This is a genomic window from Streptomyces cucumeris (genome assembly GCF_024295805.1).
GTDB classification, from domain to species: Bacteria; Actinomycetota; Actinomycetes; order Streptomycetales; family Streptomycetaceae; genus Streptomyces; species Streptomyces cucumeris.
This window is the reverse complement of sequence record NZ_JANCLX010000011.1, coordinates 24,448-46,976: the sequence shown is the minus strand read 5'-3', so window position 1 is coordinate 46,976 and position 22,529 is coordinate 24,448. Positions and strand designations below refer to the sequence as shown.

Below are 22,529 nucleotides of genomic sequence, written 5' to 3'. Positions count from 1 at the left end.
GCGGCCGCGGCCGGTTTGGGTACCCGTCGGTAACTCCCCTTCACCGGTCACACACAATCGCGCCAGCAATTGCTGGCGCGACGTGTGTTCACAAGGCGGTCGGCGGCTCAGTCGGTGTCGAGGCGGAACTTCTTGTTGATCTTGAAGTTCTTCAGGAGATCCTCGTACATCCGGTCGCCGGTCTTCCGGGCGTCGCCCTTCTCGGGCATCGTCAGGGTGAGCTCCCAGGCGATCTTGCCCTTGACGGCGTACACATGGTCCCGGTCCAGATAGGAGATACGGGGGTTGTCGCTGGAGGTACCGGGCTCGTAGTAGGTGGTGCTGAAGTCCGCGGCGGGGGCGCCCTGCTGCTCGGTGTTCTCGATCGCGCTCACCGTGGGCTCTTCCATCTGCGACTGGGCGCCGTCCTCATTGAAATCCCGGAGGGATCCGGCCGAGGCCCTGGAGCTGGTGATCCGGCGCTCCGAGTCGTTGGCGAGCGCGCCGAGCGTGATCGTGTAGACGCCGCTGGGATCCGTGAACGTGACCTCCGGCGCATCGTCGTAGGTGTCGTTCTGGACCCGCTTGTACCCCTCGGGCATCGCCAGGGTCGCGCCGACCAGGGACTGCTCGTCGCGCTCGACCCAGCCGGACGGCAGCGGGCTCTCGCTCGCGAACGGCTTTGCGATCACCAGCACCAGGGCGGCGGCCACCACCAGCACCAGTGCGCCCAGACCCGCCTGGGCCTTGCGGTTCTTGTGCAGGATGGGCGGGACGAAGCGGTTCCCCGCGGGCTGCGGTGCCGGGGACGGCGCCGCGGACGGCGCCGCGCCGAATCCGGCCCCGGCCGCCATCGTCGGCAGGCTGCCCGCGGCCATCGTGGGCGCGCCGGACGCGAAGACGGTCGGCGTGGGCTCGGGCGGACGGGCCGCGGTCTCCAGCGCCCGCCGGATCTCGGCGGCGGAAGGACGCTGTGAGGCGTCCTTGCGCATCATCCGCATGATGATGTCGCCCAGCGGCCCCGCAGCCCGTGCGGGCATCTGCGGTTCCGCCTGCAACACGGCCTGGAGGGTGGACGGGGAGTGGCTGCGGCGGAACGGGGACATGCCCTCCACGGCCGTGTACAGCACCACGCCCAGCGACCACAGGTCCGACTCGGGACCCGGCCGCTGCCCCAGCACCCGCTCGGGCGCGACGAATTCGGGCGAGCCGACGAAACCGCCGGTCTCGGTGAGCCCCTGCTCGCCCTGGATCTGGGCGATGCCGAAGTCGGTGAGCACCACCCGGTCTCCCCGGCCGAGCAGCACATTGTCCGGTTTGACGTCACGGTGCAGCACCCCGGCGTCATGGGCGGCGGCGAGACCGTCCAGCACCGCGAGACCGATCCGGGCCGTCTCGCGCGGGTCGAGGGTGCCCTCGGTCAGCCGGTCGCCCAGGGACTGCCCGGTCACCAGCTCCATCACGATCCACGGCCGCCCCTCCTCGACCACGACGTCGTGCACGGTGACGACGGAGGGGTGGTCGATCCGGGCCGCGGCGCGCGCCTCGCGCTCCATCCGCCGGTAGACCGTCTGCCGCTCGCTGTCCGGGAGGTGGTCCGGGACGCGCGGCTCCTTGACCGCCACCTCCCGGTCCATGACCTGGTCCTGGGCCCGCCAGACGGTACCCATCCCGCCGTGGCCCAGCCGGGCGGTCAGCCGGTAGCGCTGACCGATGACCCGCCCCGCGTCCGGACCGGCGGACCGGCCCGCGGGCGGTTGCTGCGCGGCGAACTGGGTCGGCTCATAGGGGCTCGCGGGCGGCTGCGCGCCGTGGGCAGGCGTCCCCTGGGCGCGCGGCGGCGGCAAGGTGTAACTGGTGGGCTCGTCCGCCCGTCCCCCGTCGTTCGTCATGGCTCAATCTTTACCTGTCCGGGGACCGGCTCCGCCACCGGCCCCGGGGTGTGCGGAACGCTCGTGACAAAGCCGTTGCGGCGGGGCTCAGTCCGATCGGCCGGAACGGGCGAATGTGGCGACAGCCGTGTCGAAATACCGCTTTCCCTGACCTTTTTGCGCCACCGGGGCGGAGAGCCACAGGTCGTACATCTTCCCGTCGGCGTTCCAGCTCAGATCGAACGTCTGCCGTGAGCCGCCGTCGTCCGCGCCGCCGTTCCACACGAACGCCCAGAGCGCGGCGGGATGCCCCTGGTGGGTGGTCTCGATGACCTGGCCGCTGCGGTAGCCGGGGTACTCCCGCGGCCCCTTGGCGTCCGCCTCCCGGCTCAGTCCCAGCGGCCCCTTGGGGTCCTGCTGCTGGATCTGCACCCCGATCCGGAACTCCTTGCCCGGCGAGTAGTAGTAGACCCGGGGCGCTTCGTAGGAGCGGCTGTACCCCTTGGGCACGGCGATCGTGAAGCCCAGCGGGTCCTTGACCCGCTCATAGCCCTCGGGCACCCCGCCGGACCGGGAGGGGCCGGGGTCCGGGGTGCGCGAGGAGGGGCGGGAGTTCTGCCCGCCGTCCGCGCGGCCGTCGTCCCGGCCGTGGGCCGGACCGTCACCGGCCTTGGTGTCACCGCCGTCCTTCAGCAGGACCAGCGCGCCAAGACCCGCCCCGGCCAGCGCCAGGACGGCGATGACCGCCAGCCATGCGGTACGGCCGCGGAAGCGCTTCCCCGGGCGGGCCGCAGCCCGCTCCGGCTCGTCCGGCGTGGCTCCGGCGGCCGGGCGCGGCGCGGCCCCGGGGACGAGCGCGCGGCCCGGCCGGGGCTCGGCGCGCGGCAGCGGCATCTCCGGGGTGTCCCCCGACTCCACGTACGAGCGGAGCAGTCCGGCGGCCTCCGCCGCGCCCAGCCGCTCCTCCTGATCCCGCCGCAGCAGCCCCTCGACGGCCGGTGTCAGCCCTCCGGCGGCCTCGGGCACCGTGATCCCGTCGAAGACGACGGCGTGCAGCACCGCGGCCAGGGAGTCGCGGTGGAACGGGGACTGGCCGCTCACCAGCGTGCACAGCAGCACCCCGAGCGACCACAGATCCGACTCGGGGCCGGTCCGCCGCCCGGACATCCGCTCCGGCGCGGTGTATTCGGGCGAGCCGACGAACGAACCGGTCTCGGTGATCGTCGTGGCGCCGGAGACCTGCGCGATCCCGAAGTCCGTGAGCACCACCCGCCCGGTGCCCGCCTCCAGCAGCACATTGGCGGGCTTGAGGTCCCGGTGCAGCACCCCGCGGGCGTGCGCCGCGCGCAGCGCGTCCAGCAGTGCCAGTCCGATCCGGCCCGCCTCGCGCGGACCGACCGGACCCTCCGCGGACAGCCGGTCGGCGAGCGAGACCCCGTCGACCAGCTCCATGACGATCCAGGCGCGCTCGTCCTCCTCGACCACATCGTGCAGGACGATCACATTGGGGTGCTTGAGCTGGGCGACCGTGCGGGCCTCGCGCAGTGTGCGCTCACCGTGCAGCCGGGCGTCCAGGGACGACAGGCCCTCGTCGTCCACATGCAGTTCCTTGACCGCCACGTCCCGGCCCAGCAACTGGTCGACGGCCCGCCAGACCGTGCCCATACCGCCGCGCCCGAGCCGCGAGACCAGCTCGTACCGGCCCGCGATCAGGTGTCCCTCGCCCCCGGAGTTGCCCATGGCCCTCATCTTGCCTCACGTCCGGAGGGGATCTTCGGGCGCGGCCACGGCCGCCGTCCGGCCGGTGGCATCCGTCGCCATACCTGACAGGAGATGTCCGGTACGCGCTCTACCGTCGGCCGTATGACCGATGCCCGCCCCACGCTCCGTATCTCCGCCGCACAGCGCCGCGCCCGGCTCGGGCGGCGCCATCTGCTGGCGCCGTCCACCCGCGCGGCCACCGTCGAGGAGGTCACCGGCGCGCTGGTGGCCCTGCACGCCACCGACCCCGCCACCGTCTATCTGTCGGCGTGCGCGCGGCTGCGCGAACCGCGCGCGGCGGAGCTCGACCGGGCGCTGTACGAGGACCGCACGCTGGAGCGGATGCTCTGTATGCGCCGCACCATGTTCGTGGTGCCGGCCGGCCTGGCCCCCACCGTGTACGCGGGCGCCGGGCGGGCCATCGCGGTCCGGGAGCGTGCCACGCTCCTCAAGCACCTGCGGGAACGCGCGGAGGGCTGGGACGAGGAGCGGCTGGCGGCGGCCGAGCGGGAGGCGCTGGCGGCGCTCGCGGCCCGTGGCGAGGCCACCACCGCCGAACTGTCCGCGGCCGTGCCCGCGCTGCGCGAGACGATCCTGATGTCGCCGGGGAAGCGGTACGAGGCACGGCAGAGCGTCGGCAGCAGACTGGTGCGGCTGCTCGCGGCCGACGGGCGGGTGCGCCGCTGCCGTCCGCGCGCCACCTGGAACAGCAACACCTTCCCGTGGGCCCCGGCCCGGCCGCTGCCCGAGGTGCCGGAGCGCGCGGCGAAGGCGGAGCTCGCGGGGCGCTGGCTGCGGGCGTTCGGCCCCGCCACCGAGGCCGATCTGAAGTGGTGGACGGGGTGGACGGTCACCGACACCCGGCGGGCGCTGGCCGATGTCGCGGCGGTACCGGTGGAGCTGGCGGAGGGCCCGGGGTTCGTGGCCGAAGGGGACGAGGAGCCGGTGGCCGGGTGCGAACCGTGGGCCGCGCTGCTGCCGAGCCTGGATCCGACGGCCATGGGCTGGCGGCAGCGTGACTGGTATCTGGACCCGGAGCGGGTGCCCCTGCTCTTCGACGGCACCGGCAACATCGGCCCCACGGTGTGGTGGAACGGCCGGATCGTGGGCGCCTGGACGCAGCGCGCGGACGGCGAGGTGGTGTGGCGGCTCTTCGCGGACGAGGGGCGGGAGGCGCGGTCGGCGCTGGAGGCGGAGGCGGCGCGGCTGAGCGGCTGGCTGGGGGAGACCCGGATCACCACGCGTTTCCCCACGAAACTGGAGCGGGAACTGGCGCGCTGAGCGGCCCGCGCGAGCCCTCTCCCGGGCTCGCTCCGGGACCGGCGCGTTGTCCGATGATCGACGCGCCACCGGAACACCTGACCGGCAGCCCGTCCCCACGGGCGATTGAGCGTGACCCCGGCGTGCGGAAACCTGGGACGTGCCGATGTTCAAAGGGGCGGACCGCGGCCGCCCCGCATCGACGCAGAGACACCGAGACGCAGCAGACGCAGCAGACGCAGACGGGAACCGCAGAGGAGAACCGGCCGGACACCGGTCCGGGGCGCGCACGCCGAGCCGCCCCGCGGCGGGGGTCCACGGGGCGGCGGTTCGGGTGGGCGCGCCGGACGTGGCGCGCCGCGTGGCGTCGGGCCGCTAGCGGGCGACCTTCCAGGTGCGCGAGTCCTTCAGCAGCTTCCGCAGCGCGGGGTCCTTCACCGCGGCGGTGGTGTCGGTCGCCTTGGCCTTCACCTTGTGGGACTTACCGTCGGTGCGGACACCTAGGGACGCGGGAGTGATGGACTTCCTGCCGCGCGCGGAGCGCACCTCGTCACCGTCCACGTACCACTTCAGGGACGCCTTCTTGGGGATGTGCACCGTCAGCGTGGTCTTGCGCCCGACCGGTTCGTCGGTGGGCGTCGGGCTGCTGATCACGCTCGCGTGCCGGTAGAAGCCCGCGATCATCGCCTCCCGGCCGGGCAGGCTGAACTCCCGGCCCAGGGTGCGCATGATGGAGTTCTCCGTGGGGCGGTTGATGCCCTTGGGGTAGTAGCGCCCGCCCTCGTAGGCACCGACCGTGCCGCCGTCCGGAGAGGTCCGGCCCAGCCAGCGGTACCACTTGGTCCGCTGGTCGGCCATCTGGTCCGCGCTCAGCGTGGAGGCGTTGGCCTCCTCGGGCTCGGCGCCGGTATAGGTGCCGTTGTCCGGATAGACGTACTCGTCGGCGAGTTTGCCGAGCGAGTGGCCGGTCTCGTGGACGGCGACCTGGTCGGAGTCGGCGTGGTCGGACGAGGCGGTGGCGACGCCGTCGTAGCCGACCTGTGAGGTGACGGTGTAGCCCGCGCCGCCGTACTTGGCCGAGTTGGAGAGCACGACCACCAGATCGGCCTGCGGGGCCTTGGCCGCGTAGGACTCGACCTTGTCGGTGTCGACGCACAGCAGCCGCTCGAGGTCGTCGCACCAGAAGTACGAGTCGAGGGCGGTGTCCTTGACGACGTCCTTGCCGGGGTCGCCGGAGACGCCCGACTGGTTGGAGACGGCGTCCACGGACCAGACGTTGAACAGGTCCCGGTAGGAGGCGTACGGCTCGACCGCGGACATCTCCTGCCACTTGGCGCGCAGATCGGTGTGGAAGTCCTCCTGCTGGGAGGCGGTGTACCCGTCGCCGATGAAGACGACGTCCACCTTGTCCCCGACCGGTCCCTTCCTGATGACCGAGCCGACATCGCCGTCGTCCGCCTTCTCGGCGGCGGACAGCGAACGGTCCGCGCGGGTCAGGCGCTCGGGCGTCGCGGCCGGGACCTCGGTGTGCCGGGGGTGGGCGCCGGGACGGCTGAAGTACTCGACCTCATGGGTGCCCCCGGCCGGAGCGGCTGACGGAGTGTCACCGGAGCCGCCGCTTCCGCCGGGGGTCGCGGTCGCGGTCGCGGTGAGCGCCGCGGCCAGGGCGATGCCCCCGGTGGTGGCCGCGATGCGGAAGGGGACGCGTCGGCGTATGTGTCGTCGCACGGTGGCTCCCGGAATCCATCCCATAAGCGGCCGATTAAGCAGGGTTAATTTGCGGCTCAACCTACGGGGCGCACCCGTATCGGGCAATAAGAACGCGACAAGTCCCGGGGAAATCTGACATGGCGTCCGCCACACTCCCCGGGGCCACCGGTCCCCCTCCGTCAGACGCGGGGCGGACTCACACCGCTTCGTCGCGGGCCAGCCGCAGCAGCCGGTCCAGCACCCCGCGGCCCCCGGTCCGCAGCCCGTCGTGCTCGAACTCGTCCGTCACCCAGGTGCGCAGGCCCCGGATGGCGCGGGCGGTGGTGAGCGCGTGCGCGGTGTCCACGTACAGGTCGTCGTGGTAGACGACGGCGGCCACCGGCACGGTGTTGCGGGCCAGCCGCTCCGCGTCGTACAGCGGGCCCCAGCCGGTGCGCGCGGCCAGGAGTCCGGCGGTCCCGGCCAGCGGGCGCAGCGCCGCGTGGGTGTCCAGCATCCAGGGGTGGACGGTCTCGGCGGTGAGCGGCACCGGACCGCCGGCCGCGGCCGCCGCCTCCGCGTCGAAGCCCGGGAACTCCTCGCGGATCCGGTGCGCCGACCAGTCGGTGGCGCGGCCGTCCTGGGCGTAGATGGACTCGTGCAGCAGCGCGTAGAGGGGGCTGGCGGCGCGGGAGAGGACGGCGGCCACCTGCTCGCGGAACCCGTCGGCCAGCCGGGGCCCGTCGGGGGTCGGCGCGAACGGCTCCTCCAGCAGGTGGTGGAGGAGATGCGCACCGTCACCGCCGCCGAGCAGGATGCCGAGCTGCTGGAACGCGGCCGGGGTGAGCCGGGTGCCGTCCGGCAGCACCTCCTCGTGTGCGGCCAGGTGCCGGACCACGGCGCGGACGGTCTCCGCGTCGCCGGGGTAGCGGGCGTAGTGGGCGAGGGACTTGCGTTCCATCCGCGGATACGCGACGCGGTAGACCGCGTCGGCGTCGGCCTCCAGCGAGGGAAGCCCGCCGGCTATCAGGACGGTGTCCAGCCCCTCGGGGGCGTGGGAGAGGTAGCTGACCGCGCAGAAGCCGCCGTAGCTCTGCCCGAGCACGGTCCAGGGGCGGCCGCCGGTGAGCCGCGCGCGGATCAGCTCGCAGTCCCGCACGATCGCGTCGGCGCGGAAGTGGGCCAGGTAGTCGGCCTGCTGCTCGGGGGTGCCGCGCAGCGGGAGGGTCTGCCGGGTGGCCGGGGTGGAACGGCCGGTGCCGCGCTGGTCGAGCAGCAGGACGCGGTACTCGTCCAGCGCCCGGTCCAGCCAGCCGGCGCGGCCGACCGGCCGGGGCGCCCCGAAGCCGGGCCCGCCCTCCAGGTAGAGCAGCCAGGGGAGCCCCTCCCGGCCGGCGCCCGCACGGTCCGCGGCGACGACCTCCCGGCCGAAAACCCTGATCCGCTCGCCGTCGGGCGCCGTATGGTCGAGCGGTACGTCGAAGTGGTGGTCGGTGAGGAGCAGTCCGGGCTGCCGGACGGTGGTCGTCTCAGTACCCGGACGGGCGGGAGCCGTTTTCCTCGCCTCAAGCATCTTTTAATCCTCACGTAAATGGACTTAGCTCGGCGATTAAGCTACCGCCGGGGAGAAGAGGGCACGTGTCCGAGAGAAGCGCCGGAGACGGGCGGACCACGGCGGACGCGACCGGGGAGATCGGTCGCCGGGTGCTGCGGCTGCGCACCGAGCGCGGGTTCACCCAGCGCCAGCTCGCCGAGCCCGCCTACACCGCCGCCTATGTCTCCACCCTCGAAGCGGGCAGGGTCCGCCCCTCCGAGGCCGCGCTGCGCCATCTCGCCGGACGGCTCGGGGTGACCTACGAGGAACTGACCACCGGGCGTTCACCGCGGGACGCCACCCGGCTGCGGGCCGGACTGACCGACGCCCGGCGGGCGCTGGCCACCGGGGCCGCCGAGGACGCGGCCGCGCTCTTCCTGGACCTGCACACCGAGGCGGAGCGGCTCGGCTTCGCCGAGGAGCGGGCGGCGGCCCAGCTCGGGCTGGGCGACTGCGCGCTGGAGACCGGCGAACTGAGCACTGCGCGTGATCACTTCGAGGCGGTGGAACGGCTGCTGGCCGAGGAGCCGCTGCCGCGCCGGGTCCCGGCGATCCGCGGGCGGGCGGTGGCCCATCTGCTGGCGGGCGAGCTGCGCTACTCCTGCTATCTGCTGGAGAGCGCCCTCGACGAGCTGAACGCCTCCGGACTGCACGACCCGGGCGCCCTGCTGCTGCTCTACACCGCGGCCATCGGCCCGTACATGGACATGGGCGCGCACGGCCGGGCGATGCGCGCCGCCGAACTGGCGCTGGCGCTGGCCCCCCAGGTGGACGACCCCGGTCTGGTGGCCCGGATGCACCGCGGCGTGGCCCGCACCCTGATCGCCGAGGGCCGCACCGCGGAGGCCGACGCCTCGCTCGCCAAGGCCCAGGAGCTCTACGAACAGCTTCGGATCCACACCGACCTGGCCCACTGCCACTGGATGCGCGGCTATGTGCACGCCCAGGACGGCAATCTGGAGCGGGCCGAGCGCGAGCTGCGCACGGCGCGCGACATGCTGGCATCCAAACGGGCCGCGCTGTTCACCGTGCAGGTGGAGGTGGAACTGGCGGACGTCCTGCGCCGCCGGGGCCGCACCGCCGAGGCGGAGGCCCTGCTGCTGCCGCTGCTGACCCGTTCCGCCGAGGCGGACGGAGAAGTCCCCGCCGAGGCGCGGGGGGAGGTCCCCGCCGGGACGGAGGGGGCCGGGCTCACCGCCGAGCGCGGCGCGGTGCACGCGGGCGGCGCCCACCGGCTGCTGGGACTGATAGCCGACGAGCGGGGTGACGCGGACACCGCCGAGGAGCACTACTGCGCGGCGCTGTCGCTGCTGGAACGCACGGGCGCGGCCGGGGACCTGGCCGATCTGTGCCGGCTGCTCGGCGATCTGCTGCGGCGCGAGGGACGGCTGGAGGCCGCGATGGACGCGTACCGCACGGGGCTGGGCCACCGGGCGGCGCCGGGCACCACCACATTGGGTCCGGCTCCTGCCGAACCGCCCGTGTGACACGGGCGTCAGTAAGACCAAAGCCGGGAGCAACAGCCGGAGGAACAGCACGATGCACGGCGGTCAGGCAGTAGACGGAAGCGCACCCGGACGTGCGCGCGGACCGGCATGTCAACGGGGTGACGCGCCCGCCGTCCGTGGTGTCCGACCCCGGCGTTGCCGGGCGGAGGCCGGTCCCTCCCCCCGCGGGGGGCCGGTCAGCGCTGGGTCTGCGCACACGGCGCGGCGGGCGGTCAAGAGTTGGGCAGGCCGCCGCGTGTGGGGGTCGCGGCGGCCTGAGCGCGGCAGCGCCCCGCTGATTGACCCTTGCCGGGACCGGTCAGATCCGCGGCAGTCACTGCGCGCCGAGAGGCCCTGCGGCGCGGTGACGGGGCTGGGGTCTGGGTCGACCCCGCGGGGTGGTGCAGCATGTGGTCCACTCTGCCCGGTGGGCGGCCGGACCGGCATCCACCGCTGGTCTCCTGTCACCCCCGCCAACCGGAGGGGGTGCCTCCCCCAATTGGGCGGAGTGAAACGCTCCATTTTCCCGCGGGCATACGGCAGGCTGTCCGGGCAATGGGCATGACAGCTGAGGAGAGGGAGCGGCCGGTGATCCGTGTTGCTGTAGTGGATGACGAGGCGCTCGTGCGTTCCGGTCTGCGGCTGATCCTGGGCACGGCCCCGGACATCGACGTGGTCGCCGACAGCTCCGGGGCCGGGGCGGTCGACACCGTGCTGCGCAGCGGAGCCGACGTCGTCCTCCTCGACATCCGGATGCCGGACGCCGACGGGCTGACCGTACTGAGACAGTTGCGGGCCGCACCCCGCTCCCCCGCCGTCGCCATGCTGACGACCTTCGACGTCCAGGAGTACCTCGCTGCCGCGCTGCGCGCCGGAGCGGCGGGCTTCCTCCTGAAGGACACCGATCCGGAACAACTGGTCCGCGCCGTGCGGACACTCGCCCAGGGCGGCAGTGTCCTGGACCCCGGTGTCACCCGCGCCGTGATCGGCGGCTTCCTCGCCGCCGAGGCCGAAGTCACCGCCGCCGAGGCGATCGAGGCCCTCACCCCGCGCGAACGCGAGGTGCTCGCCCTCCTCGGCGAGGGCCTCGCCAACCCCCAGATCGCCGAGCGGATGGGGCTGGCCGCCAGCACCGTCAAGGACCACGTCCGGGCGGTGCTCGGCAAGCTGGGCGGTCTCAACCGTGTCCAGGCGGCCATCGTCGCCGACCGCGCCGGACTCATCGCCGGCCGCCCACCGATAGGCGGGACCCGATGACTGTCTCCTCCCTCCGTCCCTCCCCCAGCCCGCTCTTCGAGGACATGCAGCCCCCGGCCCGGGCACCGCGGAAGCGGCTGCCGCGCTGGGCCGCCCGCTGGGGCTCACTGCTGATCCCGCTCGTCCTGGCGGTGGCCGACGCGCTGCTCGTCAACGGCGTCACCTTCGGTCTGGAGCTCAACGTCTCCCTGGTGGCCGCGGGGGCCCTGCTGCTGCGCCGCCGCCTCCCGGCGCTGGTCTTCCTGGTCACCCTGCCGGGGATCCTCATCGGCTACATCTGGTTCGCGCCGATGATCGCCCTCTACACGGTGGCCCGGCGCCGCCCGGACCGCAGACTGCTGGGCTTCCTGGCGCTGCTGCTGGCCGCCGCGCACTTCATCCCGTGGCCGGTCTCCGACTTCGAGCCCACCGCCTACCGGGACAACACCCTGGTCCTGATCGACGCCTGTGTGACCTCCGTCGGTCCCATCGCGCTGGGGCTGCTGGTGCGCACCCGCAGCGAACTCGCCGCCCGGATAGACGACCTCACCCGCAGCCGCCGCCACGCGGACGAGCTGATCGCCGAGCAGGTGCTGAGCACCGAACGGGCCCGGCTGGCCCGCGAGATGCACGATGTCGTGGCCCACCAGGTCAGTCTCATCAGCCTCCAGGCGGGGGCGGTGCAGATCAGCGCCGAGGACGCCAAGGCGCGGGAGGGTGCGCGGACCATCCGCGAACTGTCCGTCCGCACCCTGGACGAACTGCGCCATATGGTCGGGATCCTGCGCGCCGCCGGGGGCGACCTGGAGGACCTGACCCCACAGCCCCGGCTGGCGGATCTGCCCCGGCTGATCGAACTGAGCGCGCTGGACGTCGCCTACGAGGCGGACACCGCGGAGGCCCCGGAGGACGACGAGGGGCGTACCGCGGAGGCGGTGGAGCGCGCCGCCTTCCGGATCGTGCAAGAGGCGCTGACCAATGTGCGCAAGCATGCGCCGGGTGCGCGGGTGACGGTACGGGTCAGGGATCTGGACGCGGCACGGGAGTTGCTGCGCGTCGAGGTGCGCAACGGGCCGCCGGACGCGTCGGCCGCGTCGCCCGGTCTGCCCGGCGGCGGCCACGGCCTGGTCGGCCTGCGGGAACGGGCCCAGTTGCTGGGCGGAACGCTGAAGGCGGGCCCGACGGACGACGGGGGGTTCGTCGTACGGGCGGACTTCCCCAAGACACCACCCCGGGCGGCCCGTTCGTAACGGCGGGCGGCCCGGCCGCGGGCCGTTGGCGGACGCGGAGGGACTGGTCAGGCCGAGAGGGAGTCGACCGCGTCCTCGTCGTCCTCGTCCGGCTCGGTGGCCGCGTCGAGGTCGGGGTAGACGTCGAACAGCCGCCGCACGCCGAGTGCCGCGAGCACCCGGTGGACATGGGAACCGTGGGCGGCCCCCTGGGGCGGCAGGATCAGCCGCAGCCGGCCGGAACAGGACCGCATCAGCCGGCGCGCCGCGATGAGCACACCGACGCCGCTGGAGTCGCAGAACCGGACCTCCGAGAGGTCCAGGACCAGCCAGTGGCGGCCCTCGGCGACCGCGTCGTGGACGTGCTGCCGGACCGCGGGCGAGGTCACCAGGTCCATTTCGCCGGAGACCTGGAGTACGACCCACTCCCCCCGGCGGTCCTCCATCACCTTCAACGTCACGCGCCCGAAGCCCTTCGCTCGCCGCTAACCGGAATTTGCTGTTCCCGGGCGGCTGCCCGCCCTTCCGCCGCGTGAAACTCCCCGTGGCACACGCCGTAGGGATTGACCCTATGCCCCGGCGAAGCGTTTCGTCTCGTCAATCCTGCGCAAAGTGAGGGGGTCAATACCATGTGCAGCCTGCTCGCGCGGCACTTTGCCCCATGGACGCGCGTCACGTCAGCCCCCGGCACTACATTCGAGTAGGAACGCGGGCACAGTGGCCGGACACCCGGCCGGACGACTCAGGGATGGGGGCCGTATGCCGAACGACGCACCGCCCCGCTGGGACCGCAGGATGCAGCAGCGGCTCGCGCGCGGCGAAGCGGCCGCACTCGGTGAGTTGTATGACCGCTTTGCCTCACTTGTCCATAATCTCGCCCATCGCGTCCTGGAGGACGAGGAGGCGGCCGACCGCGTCACCCGTGAGGTCTTCGGCTATATCTGGGAGCACCCGGACGCCTATGACCCCAAGCAGGGTTCGATGCGCTCCTGGGTCGCCACGCTCACCCACCGCCAGGCGGTGCGGCGGCTGCGGCAGTCGCACACCGCCACGGCCGAGGAGGATGAGCTGACCACCGAGGACCTGGAGGAGCGGATCCGCGACGCGTCGGTCGCCGCCCGCGCCGACTACATCGTCACCTCCATGCCCGCCCCGCTGCGCGCCGCCCTGGAACTGGCCTACTTCGACCGCCGCGACTACCGGCAGGCCGCGGCCGCGCTCGGGGTGACCGAGGACGAGGCGCGGCGCCGTCTGCGGCTGGGGCTCCAACTGCTGTCCACCGCCTATGTCCAGTCCCCGCGCGCCGTCCCGCCGCCCGGATACGGACGAGCGCTGTGAGCGGGGCGGGCGGCCCGGAGCCGCACGGCGAGGACGCGTTCGGGGACGACGCGTTCGGCAACCGCCCCGGTGCGGGCCGTAACGGCGGCGGCCGCCCCCGCGACCGGAGTGACGAGGGTCACGCCGATGATCCGGGCGGCGGAAGAGGCGGCCCCGGCCGGGGCGATGAGACCGGTATCCCTCCTGAACCGTTCGGCCCGCCCCGGATACCCCCGCCCCGCGCGGCCGCCGAGGACTGCGGACACTGGCCGGGCGCCCTGGACGCCGGGATCCCCGCGCCGCGGCGGCCCGGCCGCGACCCCATGGCACCCCCGTCCACCGTCGCCGGTCCCGGGCCAGGACCCGGTCCCGGCACCGCGCCCGAACCGGAAGCCGAACCGGAACCGGAACCGGAAGCCGCGGCGGAGCCCGGCCCCACGGCCGGGTCCACGGCCGGGTCCGCCCCGATGCCCCGGCCGCCCTCGCACGATCTGCTCCGCTCCCTGCTGGGCGCCTGGGCGCTGACCGCCTGCTCCCAGGAGGAGACGGCCGCCGTCGAGGACCACCTCAACGACTGCAACTCCTGCGCCGAGGAAGCGCTGCGGCTGCGCGAGGCCGTCGGGCTGCTGCACTCCGAGCACAGCCTCGACCTCGACCCCCTGCTGCGCTCCCGGGTGCTCGCGGGCTGTCTGGGCCGCCGCCCGGCCCGGATCCCGGTGCCCTCCTGGGCCGCCGCGTACGACGCCGAGGCCGCCCGGCTGGACGCGCTGCTGCGTGACATGGGCGAGGCGGAGTGGCGGGCGCCGGTACGGCTCAAGTGGTTCGACGGGGAGCGGCTCACCGGCCGGGACACCACCGTCGAAGGGGTGATCGGCCATCTGATGGTGGTGGACGGCCTGATCGCCGCCTCGCTCGGCCTCCCCGATCCGCTCGGCACCACGGCGCCCGGTTCACCCTCGGAGCGCACCGAGGCGTACTGGCGGACCGGGCCCGCGCCCGCGTCCGGCACCGAGCCACGGCCGAACATCCGGGAGTTGTGGCGGGAGCAGGGCCACACCCTGGTCCGCACGGTGTCGTTCGCCGGACGCGGGGTGTCCGACCTGGACGTGCCCTACGGCGATTTCGCACTCCCCCTGCGGGATGCCTTCCTGGACCGCGCCTTCGAGTGCTGGGTGCACGCCGGGGACATCGCCGAGGCCGTCGACTACCCGTATGAACCCCCGGCCTCCGCCCACCTCAAGGCCATGATCGACCTGTGCGCCCGGCTGCTCCCGGGCACCCTGGCCGAGCGCCGCCGCGCCGGGCTCGCCGCCCCGCCCCGGCGGCTGGTCGCGGCGGGCTCCCCGGGCCGCACCCTCCACCTGGAGGTCGAGGGCGTCGGCGGCGGCGACTGGTACATCCCGCTGGACTCCCCGGCCGCGCTGGCCTCGCCCGAGGAGGAGGTGGCGCATATCGCCCTGGACGGCGAGGCGTTCTACCAGCTCGCCGCGGGCCACGTACCGCCCGCCGAGGCCGCCGCGGGCCAGTCCGGTGATATCGAGGCCATCCGGGACGTCCTCTACGCGACGGCCTCGCTGTCCCGCCTCTGAGCGAAGCGGGTCCTTCAGGCTCTAGTCGAAGACGACCGTACGGTGGCCGTTCAGCAGCACCCGCCGCTCGCTGTGCCACTTCACGGCACGCGCCAGCGCCTGGCACTCCACGTCCCGGCCGACCGCCACGAGCTGGTCCGGGGTGAGCTCATGGCCCACCCGCTCGACCTCCTGCTCGATGATCGGGCCCTCGTCCAGGTCCGCGGTCACATAGTGCGCGGTGGCGCCGATCAGCTTCACCCCGCGCGCATGCGCCTGGTGGTACGGCTTCGCGCCCTTGAAACTCGGCAGGAAGGAGTGGTGGATGTTGATGATCCGGCCCGAGAGCTGCTTGCACAGGTCGTCCGAGAGCACCTGCATATAGCGGGCCAGCACCACCAGCTCCACCCGCTCGGCGCGCACCAGCTCCAGCAGGTCGGCTTCCGCCTGCGCCTTGGTGTCCCGGGTGACCGGGATGTGGTGGAACGGGATCCCGTAGGAGCCCACCAGCTCCTGGAAGTCGGTGTGGTTGGAGACCACCCCGGCGATCTCCACCGGCAGCGCCCCGATCCGCGACCGGAACAGCAGGTCGTTCAGACAGTGCCCGAACTTGCTGACCATGAGCAGGATGCGCATCTTCTGGTCCGCGCGGTGGATCTGCCAGTCCATCCGGAACGACTCGCCGACCGCCGCGAAGCTGGCCCGCAGATCCTCCACCCGCACCGGCGCGTCCGCGCTGAAGTGCACGCGCATGAAGAACAGGCCCGTGTCGCGGTCCCCGAACTGCTGGCTGTCCTCGATGTTGCACCCGGTCATGAACAGGAAGCTGGACACCGCGTGCACGATGCCCTGCTTGTCCGGGCAGGACAGCGTCAGGATGTACTGATCGGGGGAGTGCGACTCGCTCATGACTCCATAGCGTCGCACACCCGGGAAGATCCTCAGACCGCCCGCGTCATGATCGCCAGCACTTCGAGCGTCCGCGGCGGCACATCCGGATCCTCACCGTCGTTCCCGGCGAGCCGCACATGGGCCTCCCGGGCCGCCCGCACCGCCTCCGGCCACGCATGGTGGTCCAGATAGGCGGAGACCGGAGCGTCGGCACCCACCTGGTGCATGATCCTCAGCACCCGCAGCACGGCGACGTCGACCAGCGCCGCCTCCTGCGAGTCGCGGAAGATCGTCCCGACGTACTTCTCGGCGGACCAGCTGTCCAGCCAGGTGTCCTCGACGAGCCGGTACACGGCGTCGGTGACATCTCCGTATCCATCCTGGCCGGCCAGCCAGCACTCCCGCTGGAAGACCGGATCGGCGAGCATGTGCAGCGCGGAGCGCACATTGCTGCGCCAGCGCCACCACGGCATGTCGTTGACAGGCATGCCGCCCATGGTGGTCGAGCGACGGCCGCGACGGGAAGACTTCTCCGAACCTTGCACAGTCATCGATCGTACGTTCTTCACATCCACGGACGAGCCGCCCCCCGCTGTTCATCCTCCGGCCACCCCTGATTGGGGTGTCATAGCGGTGGAGTTCCGCCCGAACGGACATTCTCGATCACCATGACCGTCCGGCGACGCCCGTTCTCCCGTCCCTTCAAAGCCGCGGTGGCGGCGCTGTGCACGGCGCTCGGGGTACCACTGCTCGCCGGGTGCGGCACCCTGGCGGAGGGGGCCGACAGCGACTCCATCACCGTGATGACCTGGGCACCCGAGGGCACCAAGGCGACCAATATGCCGGGTATGCCCGCCATGGCGAAGGCCTACGCCCGCTGGGTCAACGACTCCGGCGGGATCAACGGCCGCACCCTGCGGATCGTCACCTGCAACGAGCGCAACGACGCGATCCAGGCGGCCCGCTGCGCCCAGCGCGCCGAGGAGGAGAAGGCGGTCGCGGTCGTCGGCTCGTACAGCCAGCACGGCCGTTCGTTCATCTCCCCGCTGGAGGTCGCGGGCATCCCCTACATAGGCGGCTACGGACTCACCCAGGAGGAGTTCGAGAGTCCGTACTCCTATCCCGTCAACGGCGGTCAGGCCGCCCTGCTGGTGGGCAACGGCCGTCAGCTCGCCTCCGTCTGCCGGCGGGTCTCCCTCGTCCGCCCGGACACCATCGCGGGCGACGAACTGCCCGAGCTGCTCGACACCGGCCTCCGCGCGGGGGAGCGCCGCCCGGCCCACGATGTGCGCGCCCCCGAGGGCGCGGGCGACTACACCCGGCAAGCCCGCGGCGCCCTGGAAGGGGTGGGCGCCGCCGTGCCGGACACCACCGGACAGACGGAGCTGGACGGCTCCTGCGTCACCGCGGCCCTGGGCAACCGCACCGGCACCTTCTTCGACTCCTTCCGGCGGGTGCAGGAGGACCACCCCAAGGTCCGTATCGCCTCGGTCCTCGGCAGTGTGCGGCAGTCCCTCGTCGACAGCACCGGCGGCGGCGACAGCGCCCTGGAGGGCGCCTACGCCACCGGCTGGTACCCGGCCGCGGACGACCGGCGCTGGGCCCGGATGAACGAGGTGATCAGCAAGTACGCCTTCGACGACAACCGGATCGACCCGGCCGACCCCGGCACCCAGACCACCTGGATCGGCTACACGGTGCTGCGCTCGGTGCTGGAGTCGCTGGACGGCGGCCGGGTCACCGCCCGTACGGTGCGCAAGGCGCTGGACCACGGCCACGAGGTCGGCACCGGCGGACTCACCCCGCCCCTGCGCTGGGGCTACGGCGACACCCTCAACGTGCCCAACTACCCGCGGATCGTGAACGCGGACGTGACCTACCAGGTGGTGCGGGACGGACGGCTGGTCGCGGTGCGCAAGGGCTTCGTCGACGTGGGCAGGACGATGGAGCGTTACCACCCGACGGGCTGAACCCCGGCACGGCCGGAGGGCCCCGGCACGCGGAAGGGGCGGGGCCGCCCGGCCCCGCCCCTTCTCACGACGTACGGATCAGAGCTGGGTGGCGTCGTGCCGGGTGAGCCCGTACTTCGAGGCGATCGGGTTCCACAGCCCGGCCGCCTTCCGCTTGGCCGCGGTCGCCTGACCGCTGGCCCGCTCGGCCGCCCCCACGTGCGGGGAGTTGCGGGCCTTGCCCTTGTGGCAGCCCTTCTTGCCCGCGACCTGGTCGGCCCAGGCCGCGTACTGGTTGTCGGCCGTGGCCGAAGACTTCCACGCCCTGGTGAGCGCGGCGGTGAGCTGCGTGTGGTTGGGCAGCTTGTCCACCGAGAGCTTGTCCAGCCGGGTCACCAGGTTGTTGCGCTGACCCGCCGCGGTCCGCAGATCCGAAGCGGCCGTGGACAGGTTCTTGCAGGACTTGATGTTGCCCACGGCCCTGATCACCGCCGCCCGGCTGTTGTTGCTGTCGGCGAGCAGCAGGTCCAGCGCCTTCGCCTGCGGCTGCGCGGGATCGGCGGCCTTGGTCGGCTTGTCGTCCTCGGCGCCCGGGGAGGCGCTGTTGAGGGTGGTGTCCTTGTCCTTCTTGTCGTCGTCATCGCCGCCCGCGCTGATCGCGGCACCGGCGGCGAGTCCGGCGATGGTGCAGCCCGCCACCACGATGCCGATCAGCACGGCGGGCGACATCCGGCGGCGGCCACCGCCACCGCCGTGACGGCCACCGCCGTCCGGCTCCCCGCCGGAGGGCGGGACGGCCGGACCGTGCGCGCCGAACTGCGGAAGCTGCTGGGTCTCGTCGGGCGCGTCCATGCCCGCCGCACCGCCGTCGGAGCGGAACAGACCGTCGAACTCGGCGGGCGGCGGCCGGTCCCCGGGGCGGCCCGGACGGATGGAGTAGGGGGAGGCACCGGTACGCGGCGGCTCGTCCGCCGACACCGGCCCCGGGAGCACCTGGGTCTCCTCGGCGGCGTGCACCGGCGGCTGCGCCGCGGGCATGGGCTGTGCCGCCGGGCCGCCGCGGTGCGCGCCCCGGGTGGGGCGTACCGCGCGAAGCTGGGTGGTGGACTCGGCGGGCGATTCGGCCTTGGGAGCCTCGGGCGGCAGCGGTGCGCCGCCGGTGGCCTTGGGAATCAGGGTGGTGGGGGTGTCCTGGTGCGGCTGTGCCTGCGGCGGCACGCCGGGTATCGGACCACGGCCGCCGGGTATCGGGCCGGGGGCGCCGGGCGCCGGTCCCGAGCCGGTGACGGGGGGCAGATAGGCGGTCGCCTCGGCGTCGGAGGCGGCGGGCTGCGGCGGCAGGAGCTGCGTCTCGTCGGCGGCGTCCGGGAACGGCTGCGCGGATCCCTCCGGCGGAAGCTGTCCCTGGTACGCCTGTGCCTGAGAGAACTGTCCCTGCCCCTGAGGGAACTGTCCCTGATGCGGCAGATGTCCCTGATGCGGCTGTCCCTGCGCCGGCTGTCCCTGCGTCGGGAACGGGCCCTGCGGCTGCCCCTGGGCGGGGGCCGCGCCCCAGCCCTGCTGCTGCCCGTACGGCTGCCCCTGCGGCGGCAGCGGCGCGGCCTGACCGTAGGAACCGCCCTCCGGCGGCAGCGGGTCCGTGCCGGGCGACGGGCTCTGGGCACCCTGCGGCCCCCAGGGCTGACCCCATGCCTGGCCGCCCGCCGGGGCCGCCTGGTGCTGCTGGTCCGAGGGCCACTGGTCACCCTGGGCAGGCAGCACGACGCCCTCGCGCACGGGTTGCGTGGGCTGGGCGGGCGGGACCGCAGGCAAGTGCGGCTCGTTCCCCTGTCCGCTCTGCGTCACCGGGACTCCTTGGGCTATGCGGAACTTACGCAATCGTCGGGTCACGCTACCGGTTCGCCGATGGGTCCGTAGCCCGCCGGACCGCGCGGAGAGGGAGAGACTGGTCACCGCGATCGTCGTCACACCGCTGTGACCAGGGAAAACGCAGAACGGCCCGGCGCGGTGGCCACCGGCGGCCACCGGCGGCCGCCGGACCGGGCGCGACCTGCGACGGGACGGCGAATGTCACAAACCCCCAACAAACCCCGACAGATGTACGGCTCACACACCGCTACGTCCCCCGTCCCCGCGACGGAGGGACGGGGACGGGGGACGAGTCAGGCGGCGTGCACCTCCAGGCGCGCTCCGAACTCCCGCACCACCGGTTCGTCCCGGTAGGGCTCCAACCGCTGCTGGAAGTCCTCCAGATAGTCGGTGCCACGGCTGGACCGCAGGGTGCCCAGCAGATCCACCGCCTGGGTGCCGATCTGGCACGCCTGCTCCACCTCGCGCTCCTGCACATGCGCGGTGGCCAGCAGCATCAGCCCGATCGCCCGGCGCCGCACCCTCCCCTCCGGATGGGCCTCCAGGGCCTCTTCGGCGCGCCGCCGGGCCGACTCGGCCTGCCCCAGGTCGCGATGGCAGTGGGCCAGCTCATCGGCCAGGTAGGCACGGTCGAAGTGCTGGATCCACACCGGGTCGTCACCGGTCTCGCCACCGCTGCCGTCGGCCCGCTCCATGGCGTCCAGCGCCCGCCCGGCCGCGGTCTGGCTGGACCGGGCGTCGCCCAGCAGGGCGTGGCCGCGGGCCTCGGCGGCCAGGAACATCGACTCGGCGCGCGGCGGCACCTGGCCGCGCGATCCCTCCTGCGCGGCCTTCGCCAACTGGGCGATCTCCCGGGGGTTTCCGAGCTGGGCGGCGAGGTGGCTCATGCTCGCGGCGAGCACATAGCCGCCGTAACCGCGGTCCCCGGCCGCCTGGGCCAGCCGCAGCGCCTGGATGTAGTAGCGCTGGGCGAGCCCGGCCTGGCCGGTGTCGACGGCCATGTACCCGGCCAGCTCGGTCAACCGGGAGACCGCCCCGAACAGTTCGCGGCCGACCGCCTCGCGGTAGGAGCCGGCGAGCAACCCGGAGACCACGCTGTTCAGATAGTGGACGACCACGGGGCGCACATGCCCGCTGCCGTAGCGGTGGTCCAGTTCGACGAGCGCGTCGGTGGTGGCGCGCACCGCCGCCACATCCGCGCGGCCCACCCGGGCCCCGGCCGTCCGCGCGACCTGCACATCGGCACCGGTGATCAGCCAGTCACGGCTGGGCTCGACCAGCGCGGAGGCGGCGACCGTGGAACCGCTCAGGAAGTCACGGCGGCCGACGTCGCTGCGCCACAACTCGCAGACCTGCTCTATGGCGCCGATGACGGTGGGCGAGAACTGCAGCCCGACGCCCGACGCCAGGTTCTTGCCGTTGGCCATCCCGATCTCGTCGATCGTGACGGTGCGGCCCAGCTTGCGGCCGAGGGCCTCGGCGATGATCCCCGGGGCGCGTCCCCTGGGCTGCTGTCCGCGCAGCCAGCGGGCGACCGAGGTCTTGTCGTAGCGCAGATCGAGACCGTGCTCGGCGCCGCACATATTGACCCTGCGCGCCAAGCCGGCATTGGAGCACGCGGCTTCCTGGATGAGCGCTTGCAGCCGTTCGTTCGGCTGTCGCGCCACAAGCGGCCTAGCGGCCATGGCTTTACCCCCTGTGACTGCTGTGCGTTCTCGGCTCTTGCCCGTCCCTGTGGATCAATGCCCCGCAGATATCGCGGATATACGGCGAATGATGGTGAATGCGGACCTTGCCCGTATTGACCAACATCGCCGTATCGTTCGCGTGCGGGGCCGACACGAGGCCGGGGCGGTATCCACCCCGGACGACGCGGCACGGCTGCCGGAGTCCCGGACGCCCGTCACGCATGGTGGCTACCCGCTCACAGTCCCGCGACCCCATACGCGCCCCCGGCCATGCACCCATGCGCCCCGCGTGACGTCGTCGCGCACCCCCCGCTCCCGGCCGTCCCGCTCGCCCGGGTACCCGGCCGTAACCCTTGCTGACCCCGGAAGTTGTCCTGTGCGTGGACGAGATCATGGACGTTTCAGGAACCTCGCAGATCCCCCGGCAGCGCGGGGAGCGGCTGGCCGACACCGCCGTGCGCTACGCCGAGGAGCGGCACTGGGACGTGCTCGCCGGCACCTGGCTGGAGCCGGTGGCCGGTGCGGAACGCTGCTCCTGCGCGGACCCCGGCTGTCCGTCCCCCGGCGCCCATCCGGTCGGCCGCGACTGGGGCGACCAGGCGACCGGCAGCCCGGTCGTGGTCCGCCGGATGTGGACCGCGCGCCCGCACGCCTCGATCCTGCTGCCCACCGGACGCACCTTCGACGCTCTCGACGTACCGGAGTCGGCGGGCTGTCTGGCGCTGGCCCGGATGGAGCGGCGGAACGTCGAACTCGGCCCGGTCACCTCCACCGCCACCCGCCGGATGCTCTTCTTCGTCCTGCCCGGCGGCGCCGCGAAGCTCCCCGGGCTGCTGCGCGGCCTCGGCCGGCCGACGGGCGCGCTCGACCTGGTGGCCCGCGGCGAAGGGGACTATGTGCTCGCGCCCCCGACCCGGGTCGGCCGGTACGGCCCGGTCCAGTGGGCCCGCCGCCCCACCGCCGCCAACCGCTGGCTCCCCGACGCCGAGGAGCTGGTGAATTCCCTCGCGTACGCCTGCGGCCGGGACGGACGGCGGGAGGGCCGCTGACGGACCGGTTCCGCTCCGGCCTCCCCCGCGTAATGTGTCCGGGCACGGGGGCATGACCCGCCCCCGCAGGGATGACGTGGGAAGACGGGGTG

17 protein-coding genes are annotated in these 22,529 nt (G+C 73.2%); 8 read left to right on the top strand and 9 right to left on the bottom strand.

Annotation, left to right across the window (positions count from 1 at the left end):
• Positions 1–107: 107 nt before the first annotated feature.
• The gene (locus NMK44_RS18345; RefSeq protein WP_254744357.1) at positions 108–1,871 is read right to left on the bottom strand and encodes a serine/threonine-protein kinase; all 1,764 of its coding nucleotides are present in this window, start codon (positions 1,869–1,871) and stop codon (positions 108–110) included.
• An 87-nt stretch (positions 1,872–1,958) separates the two neighbouring features.
• Positions 1,959–3,590: a serine/threonine-protein kinase gene (locus tag NMK44_RS18340; RefSeq protein ID WP_254744355.1), complete on the bottom strand. Its 1,632-nt coding sequence runs from the start codon at positions 3,588–3,590 to the stop codon at positions 1,959–1,961.
• A gap of 123 nt (positions 3,591–3,713) precedes the next feature.
• Here NMK44_RS18340 and NMK44_RS18335 point away from each other — a divergent pair, with 123 nt between their 5' ends.
• A complete protein-coding gene (locus tag NMK44_RS18335) occupies positions 3,714–4,892 on the top strand; it encodes a winged helix DNA-binding domain-containing protein (protein WP_254744353.1) in 1,179 nt (392 codons plus the stop codon).
• 354 nt (positions 4,893–5,246) lie between these two features.
• Here the strand turns inward: NMK44_RS18335 and NMK44_RS18330 are convergent, their stop codons facing one another.
• Positions 5,247–6,599: a M64 family metallopeptidase gene (locus NMK44_RS18330; protein WP_254744351.1), complete on the bottom strand. Its 1,353-nt coding sequence runs from the start codon at positions 6,597–6,599 to the stop codon at positions 5,247–5,249.
• A gap of 178 nt (positions 6,600–6,777) precedes the next feature.
• Positions 6,778–8,133 carry an alpha/beta fold hydrolase gene (locus NMK44_RS18325; protein ID WP_254744349.1) on the bottom strand — a complete coding sequence of 452 codons (1,356 nt, stop codon included), beginning with the start codon at positions 8,131–8,133 and terminating at the stop codon, positions 6,778–6,780.
• Positions 8,134–8,198: 65 nt separating this feature from the next.
• Here NMK44_RS18325 and NMK44_RS18320 point away from each other — a divergent pair, with 65 nt between their 5' ends.
• The 3 genes from NMK44_RS18320 (at position 8,199) to NMK44_RS18310 (ending at position 12,127) form a co-directional block, all read left to right on the top strand.
• The gene (locus NMK44_RS18320; protein ID WP_254744347.1) at positions 8,199–9,641 is read left to right on the top strand and encodes a helix-turn-helix domain-containing protein; all 1,443 of its coding nucleotides are present in this window, start codon (positions 8,199–8,201) and stop codon (positions 9,639–9,641) included.
• Between the two features lie 588 nt (positions 9,642–10,229).
• Entirely contained in the window at positions 10,230–10,898 is a 669-nt protein-coding gene (locus NMK44_RS18315; RefSeq protein WP_254744345.1) for a response regulator, read from the top strand.
• A gap of 44 nt (positions 10,899–10,942) precedes the next feature.
• Positions 10,943–12,127 (top strand): sensor histidine kinase, encoded by a 1,185-nt coding sequence (locus NMK44_RS18310; RefSeq protein WP_254744642.1) that lies wholly within the window; start codon positions 10,943–10,945, stop codon positions 12,125–12,127.
• 47 nt (positions 12,128–12,174) lie between these two features.
• Here NMK44_RS18310 and NMK44_RS18305 read toward each other — a convergent pair whose 3' ends face one another.
• Positions 12,175–12,552, bottom strand: coding sequence for an STAS domain-containing protein (locus tag NMK44_RS18305; protein ID WP_254744640.1), 378 nt, complete (start codon positions 12,550–12,552; stop codon positions 12,175–12,177).
• 313 nt (positions 12,553–12,865) lie between these two features.
• On the opposite strand from NMK44_RS18305, the gene NMK44_RS18300 reads away from it, so the two are divergent.
• Positions 12,866–13,444, top strand: coding sequence for a sigma-70 family RNA polymerase sigma factor (locus NMK44_RS18300; RefSeq protein WP_254744343.1), 579 nt, complete (start codon positions 12,866–12,868; stop codon positions 13,442–13,444).
• Positions 13,441–15,012 (top strand): maleylpyruvate isomerase N-terminal domain-containing protein, encoded by a 1,572-nt coding sequence (locus tag NMK44_RS18295; protein ID WP_374215292.1) that lies wholly within the window; start codon positions 13,441–13,443, stop codon positions 15,010–15,012. Before NMK44_RS18300 ends, NMK44_RS18295 begins: the two co-directional genes overlap by 4 nt.
• Positions 15,013–15,033: 21 nt before the next feature.
• Here NMK44_RS18295 and purU read toward each other — a convergent pair whose 3' ends face one another.
• Both purU and NMK44_RS18285 read right to left on the bottom strand, forming a co-directional pair.
• The gene (purU, locus tag NMK44_RS18290; protein ID WP_254744341.1) at positions 15,034–15,900 is read right to left on the bottom strand and encodes a formyltetrahydrofolate deformylase; all 867 of its coding nucleotides are present in this window, start codon (positions 15,898–15,900) and stop codon (positions 15,034–15,036) included.
• 32 nt (positions 15,901–15,932) lie between these two features.
• On the bottom strand, positions 15,933–16,433 hold the full coding sequence (locus NMK44_RS18285; RefSeq protein WP_254744339.1) for an SCO4402 family protein: 501 nt from the start codon (positions 16,431–16,433) through the stop codon (positions 15,933–15,935).
• Positions 16,434–16,550: 117 nt separating this feature from the next.
• On the opposite strand from NMK44_RS18285, the gene NMK44_RS18280 reads away from it, so the two are divergent.
• The gene (locus tag NMK44_RS18280) at positions 16,551–17,852 is read left to right on the top strand and encodes an ABC transporter substrate-binding protein (protein WP_254744337.1); all 1,302 of its coding nucleotides are present in this window, start codon (positions 16,551–16,553) and stop codon (positions 17,850–17,852) included.
• Between the two features lie 78 nt (positions 17,853–17,930).
• Here the strand turns inward: NMK44_RS18280 and NMK44_RS18275 are convergent, their stop codons facing one another.
• Positions 17,931–19,676, bottom strand: a complete 1,746-nt coding sequence (locus NMK44_RS18275) for a hypothetical protein (protein WP_254744335.1) — start codon at positions 19,674–19,676, stop codon at positions 17,931–17,933.
• Positions 19,677–19,993: 317 nt separating this feature from the next.
• The gene (locus tag NMK44_RS18270) at positions 19,994–21,385 is read right to left on the bottom strand and encodes an NsdA family TPR-like regulatory protein (protein ID WP_254744333.1); all 1,392 of its coding nucleotides are present in this window, start codon (positions 21,383–21,385) and stop codon (positions 19,994–19,996) included.
• A gap of 395 nt (positions 21,386–21,780) precedes the next feature.
• On the opposite strand from NMK44_RS18270, the gene NMK44_RS18265 reads away from it, so the two are divergent.
• Positions 21,781–22,437 carry a bifunctional DNA primase/polymerase gene (locus tag NMK44_RS18265; RefSeq protein ID WP_254744331.1) on the top strand — a complete coding sequence of 219 codons (657 nt, stop codon included), beginning with the start codon at positions 21,781–21,783 and terminating at the stop codon, positions 22,435–22,437.
• The last annotated feature ends 92 nt before the right edge of the window (positions 22,438–22,529 follow it).